Here is an 11,236-nt window from a genome sequence, read left to right as displayed (position 1 = left end):
GGGGTGGAGTTTGGGGGTGGTCGCGGGGATATTGCGGTGTGCTGGGGTCGCGGCGCGCGCGGCGTGGCTCTGGGTCCTGACGTTCGTCAGGATGACGGGGGTGGTTCCCCGGCGGAGGCCGGGGTCCAGGTGGTGAGGTCGGCGTAACTGGGCGCGGTCCTTTGTCGGCGACGTTTCCCAACTGGGCCCCGGCCTTCGCCGGGGAACATGGGGGCGGTTCGTGGGGTGTCGGTGCGTGGCGGGTTGCCTATATCGGTTGGGCGACGGCATAAGCGCCGCTCTTCCATCACGAGAAAGTTCCTCATGTCTGCCATGTTCCGCATTACGCTTCCCGACGGTTCCGTCCGCGAGGTTGCGCCCGGGACTACGCCCGCGGATGTCGCTGCGGCGATCGGGCCGGGGCTTGCCAAGGCGGCGCTGGCGGCGCGGATCGATGGGCAGGTGCGGGATCTCAGCCGGCCATTCGAGGGGGATACGAACCTCGCGCTCGTCACCGCGCGCGACGAGGCGGATGCGCTCGAGCTGGTGCGGCATGACCTGGCGCATGTGATGGCCGAAGCGGTGCAGCATCTGTTTCCCGGCACGCAGATCACCTTCGGGCCGGCGACCGATGACGGCTTCTATTACGACTTTGCGCCGAAGGACCGGCCGTTCACCGACGAGGACCTGCCCGCGATCGAGGCGGAGATGCGCGCGATCATCGCGCGGAACGAGCCGTTCCTGCGCGAGGTCTGGTCGCGTCAGCAGCTGATCGACCGCTGGACCGAACAGGGCGAGACGTTCAAGGCCGAATGGGCCGCCGAGCTGCCCGAGGGCGAGGAGCTGACCATCTATCGCCAGGGCGAGTGGCTCGACATGTGCCGCGGGCCGCACATGGTCTCAACCGGCAAGCTCGATCCCGCCGCGTTCAAGCTGACGCGCGTGTCGGGCGCCTATTGGCGCGGCGACCAGAAGAACGCGATGCTGAGCCGCATCTACGGCACCGGCTGGCTCAACAAGAAGCAGCTCGACCAGCATCTTTTCCGGCTGGAGGAAGCCGCCAAGCGCGATCACCGCAAGATCGGGCAGGAGATGGACCTGTTCCACCTCCAGTCCGAGGCGCAGGGGTCGGTGTTCTGGCATCCCAACGGCTTCGTGCTGTGGCGGCAGCTGGAGGCGTATATGCGCCGGCGGCTCGATGCGGCGGACTATGCCGAGGTGAAGACGCCGCAGCTGATGGACGCCAAGCAGTGGGAGCAGTCGGGCCACTGGGGCAAGTATCGCGAGAACATGTTCGTGGTGCCCGACGAGATCCCCAATGTGGAAGACGAGGGCGCGGTGCTCTCGGGCGAAGGCGACCTGATGGCGCTGAAACCGATGAACTGTCCGGCGCACGTGCTGATCTTCAAGCAGGGGATCAAGTCGTACCGCGACCTGCCGATCCGGATGGCGGAGTTCGGCTGCTGCCACCGCAACGAGCCGCATGGCGCGCTGCACGGCATCATGCGCGTGCGCCAGTTCACGCAGGACGACGCGCATATCTTCGTCCGCGAGGACCAGCTGGTCGAGGAGGTACGCAAGTTCTGCGAGCTGCTCGACAGCGTGTACAAGCATCTGGGCTTCGAGGAGTATGCGGTGAAGCTCGCGCTGCGCCCCGAAAAGCGGTTCGGCGACGACGCAATGTGGGACAAGGCGGAGGCCGAGCTGCGCGAGGCGGTGATGCAGTCGACGCTGAGCGACACGATCAAGGCGAATTTCGAGGAGCTGCCGGGCGAGGGGGCGTTCTATGCGCCGAAGCTCGAATTCCACCTGACCGATGCGATCGGGCGGACGTGGCAGGTCGGCACGATCCAGTCGGACCGCGTGCTGCCCGAGCGACTCGACGCGTCGTATGTGGGCGCGGATGGCGAGCGGCACCGGCCGGTGATGCTCCACCGCGCGATCCTCGGCACGTTCGAGCGGTTCATCGGCATATTGATCGAGCATCATGCCGGGCGCTTCCCGCTGTGGCTGGCGCCGGTGCAGGTGGTGGTCGCGACGATCGTGTCGGATGCGGACGACTATGCGCACAGTGTGGTCGCGGCGCTGCGCAAGGCGGGGATCCGCGTCGAGACCGACCTGCGCAACGAGAAGATCAACTACAAGGTGCGCGAGCACAGCCTGGCCAAGGTGCCGGTGCTGTTCGTGGTCGGCAAGCGCGAGGCGGACGAGGCGACGGTCGCGATTCGCCGGCTGGGCAGCCAGGGGCAGGAGATGCTGTCGCTCGACGAGGCGGTGGCACGCCTTGCGATCGAGGCGCGCGCTCCCGATATGTGATGGACGAGGCCGGCTTTCCGCGCAGAGCTTTCTGCGCTATAAGCCGGCCCAAATACTTCGTCAGAAACAACAGGAGCAACCCCCATACGTCCTCCCACGATGCGCCGGCCCATGCAGACGCCCGCGATGAACGGCCCGCGATTCAACGAATTCATCCAGAGCCAGAAGGTCCGCGTGATCGATCACGAGGGCGAGAATCTGGGCGTGATGTACACGCGCGAAGCGATCGAGCAGGCGGCCGAGCATGGTCTGGACCTGGTTGAGGTCTCGCCCAACGCCGATCCGCCCGTCGCCAAGTTCCTCGATGTCGGCAAGTTCAAGTACGAGGCGCAGAAGAAGGCGAACCTCGCGCGCAAGTCGCAGAAGACGCAGGAGATCAAGGAGATCAAGATGCGTCCGAACATCGACGACCATGATTACGACACGAAGATGAAGAAGGTGAACGACTTCATCGGCGAGGGCGACAAGGTCAAGATCACGCTGCGCTTCCGTGGCCGCGAACTGAGCCATGGCCAGCTGGGCATGAACCTGTTGAAGCGCGTGCAGGACGACGTCGCGGAGATCGCCAAGATCGAGGCGTATCCGCGCATGGAAGGCCGTCAGATGCTGATGGTGCTCGCACCCAAGTAACGGCGTGACGACGCGGCCCGCGATGCGGGACGCTCTGCAACGATAGCGATCGGCCCATCGCCCCCTGTCCGGGGCGGTGGGCCGTTTGCGTTGGGGTCGGGTTGGGGGGGGGCGCGCGATCGCAGGTTCCGTAGCGTCAATCGCGGGGAGCGAACCGCCCGTGCGCGATGCATCGATTTCGGGGCTATCACGCGGTGTTATTGCTCGGTGTTGCGGAAGTGCGACACAGCGACCGGAAAGTTACTTCCGCATACGGAAATCGGTGGACGCTGCATGAAAATTCCAATTACCTCCTGACCAAACCGGAAATTCGAAATAATTCGAAGCCGCCAGGAGAGATGCCCATGCGCATGACCGCATATCTGTTGTCTGCCGCCGCGACGATCGCGATCGCGGCGCCGGCCTTCGCACAGGATGTCCCGACGACGCAGCCCGAGGCGCAGACCGTACCCTCAAATACATCGGGTACCGCGGCCGCGTCGGTCGATGCGCAGCAGCAGCCGGTTGCCGAGAACGCCGATCCCCAGCCGATCAACGCAGGCGACATCGTCATCACCGCGACGCGCCGCTCCGAGCGGTTGTCGAACGTGCCGATCGCGGTGTCCGCGGTGGGCCAGGCCGCGCTGCAGAATTCGGGCGCGACCGACATCCGCCAGATGACGCAGCTTGCGCCGTCGCTGCTGATCTCGTCGACGGGCTCGGAGGCGAACGCCTCGGCGCGTATCCGCGGTATCGGCACGGTCGGCGACAATCCCGGCCTCGAAAGCTCGGTCGCGGTGTTCATCGACGGCGTCTATCGCAGCCGCACCGGCTCGGGCCTCAACGATCTGGGCGAGGTCGACCGGATCGAGGTGCTGCGCGGGCCGCAGGGGACGCTGGCCGGGCGCAACGCATCGGCGGGCACGATCAACATCCTGACCAAGCTGCCGTCCTACCAGTTCGGCGGCTATGGCGACGCGACCTATGGCAATTACAACAATATCCGCATCGCGGGCGGGCTGACCGGGCCGATCATCAAGGACAAGCTGGCGTTCCGGCTCGACGGCGTGTTCGGCAAGCGCGACGGCTATTATTACGACGTCATCAACCAGACCGATTACAACGACCGCAACCGCTATTTCGTGCGCGGGCAGCTGTTGTTCGAGCCGAGCGCCGACGTGTCGGTGCGGCTGATCGGCGATTACACGCGGCGCGACGAGAAATGCTGTGGTGCGGTCTATATCGACACGCGCGAGAAGATCGATCCGACGCCGGGCGTCGCGGGCGACTTCGCGATCAACCCCGCGGGCAACCGCATCCAGCAGGTCATGCAGAGCATGGGCGCGGTGTTCCCGAGCCAGGGCGACCCGTATAACCGCCGGATCGCCAACACGCTGGGCCGCGCCTATTCGAACATCACCAAGGATTATGGCGGTTCGGGCCAGATCGACGCGAACCTCGGCTTTGCGCAGCTGACCTCGATCACCGCGTACCGCGAGTACAAGTCGGGCGGCGCGGCCGACATCGATTACGGCAATCTCGACATCGGCTACCGCGCGGACGACGGCAACAGCTATCGCCAGTTCCACACCTTCAGTCAGGAAGTCCGGCTGAACGGGTCGCTGTTCGACGACAAGCTCGACTGGCTGGTCGGCGGCTATTATTCGAAGGAAGACCTGGTCGTCGCGGACAATCTGAAGTTCGGGACGCAGTATGGCGCATTCGCCGCGTGCCGGATCGTCGCGACGGTCAACCCGGCGGCGGCGCTGCGCAATCCGGCCAATCCGGGCTGCCTCAGCGCGACGGGACGTGCGGTCCTGTCGGGACAGGTTCCGGGCACGCAGCCCGCCTTCGGCGCGCTGACCGGTACCATCCTGAGCGGCATCGACCGGCTGAGCACGCTCAACAATCTGGGCGACCAGCGGTCGACCTATTATCAGGACAGCGAGAATTACGCGTTCTTCACGCACAACATCTTCAAGGTCACCGACAAGCTGTCGATCACCGGCGGGCTTCGCTATACGCATGAGGCCAAGGACTTCCACGCCGATTTCAACAACAACAACACCGTCTGCCCCGCGCAGCAGGCGGCGCTGAGCCCGCTGCTGGCGAGTGCGGCGGTGCCCGCCAGCCTGAAGACTCTGGTCGGCGGGATCGTCACGCTGACCTGCACAGGCAATTCGACCTCGGCGCTGAACGGGCTCGATCTGAACGACGGGTTCAAGGAAGGCGAGTTCAGCGGCACGGGGATCGTGTCGTACAAGCCGCGTACCGACACGCTGCTCTACGCGTCCTATTCGCGCGGCTACAAGGCGGGCGGCTATAATCTCGACCGGTCGGATTTGACCGCGAACGTCTTCTCGTCGCCGACCAATGCGAGCGCGAGCCGGCTGCGGTTCGATCCCGAGACGGTCAATTCCTACGAGCTGGGGCTGAAGTTCACCTCCGCGCAGTTCACCTTCAACGTCGCGGGCTTCCGCCAGGAGTTCAAGAACTTCCAGCTGAACACGTTCAACGGCACCAACTTCATCGTCCAGAACATCAGCTCGTGCGACACCAGCCTGAACGGCGCGGATCGCGATGCGAGCGCGGCGACGGGCGCGTGCACCGGCGACGTGAAATATGGCGTGCGGTCGCAGGGCGTCGAGCTCGAGGCGGGGCTGTTCCCGGTCCGCGACGTCGCGGTGAGCCTCGGCTACACCTATGTCGACACGACCTTCAAGAACAACCTGGTCGGGTCGGAGACGGGCGAGGCGCTCGACCCCGCGCTGTTCCTGCTGTCGGGCAACACGCTGTCGAACGCGCCCAAGCATACGGTCACCGCGTCGGGGACGTGGACGCCCGAGCTGGGGTCGTCGGGGATCACCGGGCTGTTCTATATCGATGGCCGTATGACCAGCGACTATAATACCGGGTCGGACCTGTTCACCGAGAAGGCGCAGGACGGCTTCTTCCTGATGAACGCGCGGATCGGCATCCGCGGGCCGGCGCAGAAATGGGCGGTCGAATTGTGGGCGCAGAACCTGCTCGACACCGATTACCAGCAGGTCGGGTTCAACGCGCCGTTCCAAGGCGCGGGCAATCTCGACCAGGTGAAGGCGTTTGGTGGTGTGGGGAACCAGATCTTCACGTCGTACCTCGCCGAGCCGCGGACCTATGGGCTGACGGTGCGCACGCGGTTCTGAGCGTTCAACGTCGCTAGGGAAGGCTGGTCCGCTCGGGAGACCGGGCCGGCCTTTTTCGTTTGTGGCGGGGCTTCGTTCACGTCCGTCATCCTGACGAAAGTCAGGATCCAGGATAACTCAGCGAGACGTTCGTGGCTCTGGATCCTGACTTTCGTCAGGATGACGATTAGTCAGGCGGCGAGGTCTAGTTGCTTGCCGGCGGCCGCCGCGAGCAGGCGGCGTTCGAGGGTCTTCAGCCGGGCGGGGGCGGTGATGCGGTCGCCGGTGAGGTCGGTGATGTAGAAGGTGTCGACCGCGCGTTCGCCATAGGTGGCGACATGCGCGGAGTGGATCGTCACCTTCGACTGGAACAGCGCCTGGGCGAGCCGGTTGAGCAGGGCGGGGCCGTCGCGGGCGTTGACCTCGACCACGGTGAAGCGGTTCGAGGCGCGGTTGTCGATCATCGCATTGGGGACGATGTCGAACGCCTCGGCGCGCGCGCGCGGGAGCGGCTTTGCGACGAGGCGGTCGGCGAGCTTGCCGCGGTTGGCGAGCGCATCCTCGATCGCGGTCTTCAGCCGGGCGAGCTGTTCGCTGCCGTCGAACGGGCGACCGAAGGGGTCCTGGACGAGGAAATTGTCGACCGCCATGCCGTCGCGCGTGGTGTGGATCCGCGCGTCGATGATGTTGCCGCCCGCGACATGGATCGCGCCGGCGATGCGGTAGAAGAGCCCGGGATGATCCGCGGCGTAGATCGTCACGAGCGTCGCACCGCGGCCGGGATAGACATGTGCGTCGATCGCGAGCTGCGCGTCGCCCGTGCCGGCGAGGAAGCGCGCATTGTGGACGAGCACGTCCTCGGGCTCGGCGATCCAATAGGCCTCGGGCATGCGGCGGACGAACGCGGCGAACTCGGCGTCGCTCCAGCCGAGATCGGCGTGGAGCGTCTCATGCTTGGCGGCGATGCGTTCGGCGCGACCCTTCTGCTTGTGGCCGAGGCGGAGCACCTCCTCGGCGGATTCATAGAGGTCGCCGAGGAGCTGGCGCTTCCAGCCGTTCCAGACGCCCGGGCCGACCGCGCGGATATCGACGATGGTGAGGACGAGCAGGAGCCGCAGCCGCTCGGGGCTCTGCACCACGTCGCAGAAATCGAGGATCGTCTTGAAGTCCGACAGGTCGCGCTTGAACGCGGTCGCGGACATCAGCAGATGCCAGCGGACGAGCCAGGCGACGGTTTCGGTCTCGGCAGGGCTCAGGCCGAAGCGCGGGCAGAGACGCTGTGCGACCTCTGCGCCGAGGATCGAGTGATCGCCGCCGCGGCCCTTGGCGATGTCGTGGAGCAGCACCGCGACATAGAGGACGCGGCGCGAGACGATCTGGCGGAAGATCGCGCTGGCGAGCGGATGGTCGTCCTTCAAAGCGCCATTCTCGATCCGCGCGAGCAGGCCGAGTGCGCGGATCGTGTGTTCGTCGACGGTGTAGTGGTGGTACATGTCGAACTGCATCTGCGCGACGACGCGGCCGAAATCGGGCACGAAGCGGCCGAAGACGCCGGTCTCGTTCATCCAGCGCAGGACGAGTTCGGGATCGCGCGGCGAGCTGAGGACGTCGAGGAACAGCGCGTTGGCGGTCGGATCGTCGCGGATGTCGTCGACCAGCTTCACGTCGCGGGCGGCCGCGCGCATCGCGAGCGGGTGGATCTCGAGCGCGTTGCGGTCGGCGAGCTGGAAGATCTCGATCAGCCGGACCGGACTTGCGCGGAAGAAGTCGTCGTCGGGCAGGGCGAGCCGGCCGCGGTCGAGGACGAAGCCGTTCAGGCGGCGCGGGCTGCGGCGGATCGTCGGCAGCCCGAAGCGGCGGCCGCGCGCGGCGAACTTCTCGTCGAGATGCGCGAGGAAGACGCCGGTGAGGTCGCCGACGGTCTTCGCCTGGAGGAAGTAGAAATGCATGAAGCGCTCGACCTTCGGCTTGCCCGGGCGGTCGGAGAAGCGCATCCGGTCGGCGATCTCGCGCTGGACGTCGAAGGTCAGCCGGTCCTCGGCGCGACCGGTGATGCTGTGGAGGTGGCAGCGCACCGCCTGGAAGAAATTGTCGGCGCGGTGGAACAGCCGGTATTCGGCCTTGGTGAACAGCCCGACATCGACGAGCTGCGCCGCGCGCTGGACGTCGTAGATGTACTTGCCGATCCAGAAGAGCGCGTGGAGATCGCGCAGGCCGCCCTTGCCCTCCTTGACGTTGGGTTCGACGACATAGCGCGTGTCGCCCATCTTGCGGTGGCGCAGGTCGCGCTCGACCAGCTTGTCGGCGATGAACGCGCGCGCGGTATCCGCCTGGACCTCGACCTTGAAGCGGCGCGACGCCTCTTCGTAGAGATCCATGTCGCCGGTGACGTAGCGCGCCTCGAGCAGGGCGGTGCGGACGGTGATGTCGGCCTTCGCCTGGCGGATCATCTCGTCGAGCGAGCGGCTGGACTGGCCGAGTTTCAAGCCGAGATCCCAGAGCGTGTAGAGCATCGATTCGATGATGCGTTCGACCCGCGGGGTCTGCTTGCCCGGCGTGAGGAAGCCGATATCGACATCCGAATGCGGCGCCATCTCGCCGCGGCCATAGCCGCCGACCGCGATCAGGGTCAGCCGGTCGTCGGGGGTGGGGGCAGGCGCGGGGTGCAGCCGGGTGGTGGTGAAGTCGAACAGCAGGCGGAGCAGCTGGTCGATCAGATAGGCCTGCGCGCTCGACACCTCGAGCCCGCGGCTGGGATGTTCGGCGAGCCGCTTGGCGACCTCGACCCGGCCCGCGTCGAGCGCGGCCTTGAGCAGGATCGTCGCCTGGCGGCCGAGCGCGACCGGGTCGGTCTCGTCCAGCGCGGCGATGGTGTCGGCGACCGCGCGGCGATCGATGATCGCGCGGCGGTTGGGCAGGTGATCGAAGCGGCCGGTCATGCGGGACCAGATAGGGCGCGCGGCGCCATTCGTCATCTTGATTGCGGGAATCCTTCCCGAACCCTAGGTCTTCGCGCGGGTTTGGCGAAAGGAAGACGATGAGCGAAGCGTTGCGCGTGGGACTGGCGGGCCTGGGAACCGTGGGGGGCGGCGTCATCCGGCTGCTCGACGCGAACCGCGAGCTGATCGCCAGACGGGCCGGGCGCGCGATCGAGGTCGTCGCGGTGTCGGCACGCGACCGCTACAAGGATCGCGGCGTCGATCTGACGCGGTTCGCCTGGGTCGACGATACGACCGCGCTGGCGCAGCAGGCGGACGTCGATGTCGTCGTCGAGCTGATCGGCGGATCGGACGGCCCCGCGCTGACGCTCGCGCGCTCGACGCTGGGTGCGGGCAAGTCGTTCGTGACCGCGAACAAGGCGATGCTCGCGCATCACGGCTATGAGCTGGCGACCGCGGCGGAGGCGGCGCGCGTCGCGCTGAAGTTCGAGGCGGCGGTCGCGGGCGGGATCCCGGTCATCAAGGGGCTGCGCGAGGGCGCCGCCGCGAACGCGATCGGGCGGGTCTACGGCATCCTCAACGGGACGTGCAATTTCATCCTGAGCAAGATGGAGGCGGAGGGGCGTGATTTCGCCGAGATCCTCGCCGAGGCGCAGGCGCTGGGCTTTGCCGAGGCGGATCCGAGCTTCGACATCGACGGGGTGGATGCGGCGCACAAGCTGTCGATCCTTGCCTCGATCGCGTTCGGGACGCGGCCGGCGTTCGACACGGTGGCGGCGAGCGGCATCCGGCACCTGCTGGGCGCGGACATCGCCGAGGCGGCGGCTTTGGGCTACCGCGTGCGGCTGCTCGGGCTGGCGGAGGATGGGCCCGACGGGCTGTTCCAGCGCGTGCATGCGCATCTGGTGCCGGTCGACCATCCGCTCGCGCATGTGACGGGATCGCTCAATGCGGTGGTCGCGGAGGGCAATTTCGTCGGGCGGCTGCTGTTCCAGGGTGCGGGCGCGGGCGACGGGCCGACCGCGAGCGCGGTGGTCGCGGACCTGATCGACATTGCGCGCGGCGAATACGGGCCGCCCTATGCAATGCCGGCGGCGTCGCTGGTCGCGGCGGCGACCGCGGACAGCGGCGAGCGGCGCGGCCGCGCCTATCTGCGCTTCACGGTCGCGGACCGCGTCGGCGTGCTGGCCGAGATCGCCGCGGCGATGCGCGACGCGGGCGTCTCGATCGAGAGCCTGATCCAGCGCGGCGCGATGGCGGACGGCAGCGTGCTGGTCGCGATCGTGACTCATGAGGGGCCGGAACGCTCGGTCGCGCAGGCGCTGGAGAAATTGCGGGGGTCGCAGAGTCTGGTTGGGCAGCCGTTGTGGATGCATATTCTGGGGTGATTTTTGGGGTGTGTGTGCGGGGGCGCCACGCTCTGCCGTGATCCTGACGACGGTCAGGATCCAGGGTGGCGGAGGGCTGCACTGTGTGGCTCTGGATCCTGACTTTCGTCAGGATGACGGGGTTGTGGGCGGGTGGTGGCGGCCCCTCCCTTCCGTCATCCTTGGGCTTGACCTAGGATCCAGGGTTGCGGGGCGCTGTGGTGCTCGGCTCTGAGTTCTGACGTTCGCCAGGATGACGGCGGTGCGTTACGGCCGTGCGGGGGCCGGGGGTGCGGGGTCGGACAGGTCGATGGCGATGCGGCCGGTCTTGTCGGGTTTTCTGGCGAAGGCGCTTTTGGCGAGCGCGACGGCGCCGGCGATGAGGGGGGCGATCGGCGGGCCGAAGCCGGACTGGCAGCCGCTCTGGGTCGCGGCGCAGGGCGTGCCCTCGAGCGAGAGTGCGCGGATCGCGGTCATGTTCGGGTTGGCGGCGACGGGGCGGTCGGGCGGGCCCCAGTCGGGGAGCGGGAGGCGCGGCCCCGATTGGGTGCCGGGCGCGCAGACGGTGATCGTCTTGTCGCCCTCCTTCACCACCGGGCAGTCGGGGGGATTGAGGATCGACCAGCTCTTTTCGGTCGGAGCGGACGATACCTGTGTGGCGGCGGGCTTGGCCGCAGGTGTAGCACCGGCCTGTGCGAGCGCGAGCAGCGTGACGAGAATCATCGGCGGCACCTCAACGGTTTGCGGTGATCATGGGTATCGCCCGAGCATGGACCCGATTGGGGCGTCTTGCCACTCTGCTGATGGCGGGGGCGTGATGGCGCGGGGTCAGGGTGCGGGTTTGCGGAGGCCGCCGGCGGTG

The 11,236-nt window shown here is 66.9% G+C and carries 6 protein-coding genes; 4 read left to right on the top strand and 2 right to left on the bottom strand.

Annotated elements, in window-relative coordinates:
* The first annotated feature begins 303 nt into the window (after positions 1–303).
* From thrS to sphsw_RS08795, 3 genes are all read left to right on the top strand, one after another.
* Positions 304–2,295: a threonine--tRNA ligase gene (gene thrS / locus sphsw_RS08805; protein WP_031440282.1), complete on the top strand. Its 1,992-nt coding sequence runs from the start codon at positions 304–306 to the stop codon at positions 2,293–2,295.
* A gap of 99 nt (positions 2,296–2,394) precedes the next feature.
* Positions 2,395–2,925: a translation initiation factor IF-3 gene (gene infC / locus sphsw_RS08800; RefSeq protein ID WP_031396176.1), complete on the top strand. Its 531-nt coding sequence runs from the start codon at positions 2,395–2,397 to the stop codon at positions 2,923–2,925.
* Between the two features lie 344 nt (positions 2,926–3,269).
* Entirely contained in the window at positions 3,270–6,089 is a 2,820-nt protein-coding gene (locus tag sphsw_RS08795) for a TonB-dependent receptor (protein WP_031440281.1), read from the top strand.
* 170 nt (positions 6,090–6,259) lie between these two features.
* On the opposite strand, the gene sphsw_RS08790 is transcribed toward sphsw_RS08795, so the two are convergent.
* Positions 6,260–9,007, bottom strand: coding sequence for a [protein-PII] uridylyltransferase (locus sphsw_RS08790; RefSeq protein WP_031440280.1), 2,748 nt, complete (start codon positions 9,005–9,007; stop codon positions 6,260–6,262).
* A gap of 98 nt (positions 9,008–9,105) precedes the next feature.
* Between sphsw_RS08790 and sphsw_RS08785 the strand changes: the two genes are divergently transcribed.
* Positions 9,106–10,395, top strand: a complete 1,290-nt coding sequence (locus sphsw_RS08785; protein ID WP_031440279.1) for a homoserine dehydrogenase — start codon at positions 9,106–9,108, stop codon at positions 10,393–10,395.
* 246 nt (positions 10,396–10,641) lie between these two features.
* Here the strand turns inward: sphsw_RS08785 and sphsw_RS08780 are convergent, their stop codons facing one another.
* Complete coding sequence (locus sphsw_RS08780; RefSeq protein ID WP_052380890.1) at positions 10,642–11,097, bottom strand: hypothetical protein; 456 nt, start codon at positions 11,095–11,097, stop codon at positions 10,642–10,644.
* Positions 11,098–11,236: the final 139 nt, after the last annotated feature.

The organism is Sphingomonas sp. FUKUSWIS1 (assembly GCF_000733135.1).
GTDB classification, from domain to species: domain Bacteria; phylum Pseudomonadota; class Alphaproteobacteria; order Sphingomonadales; family Sphingomonadaceae; genus Sphingomonas; species Sphingomonas aerolata.
Note: the sequence above shows the minus strand (reverse complement) of the source record. Positions and strands in the feature narration are given on the sequence as shown.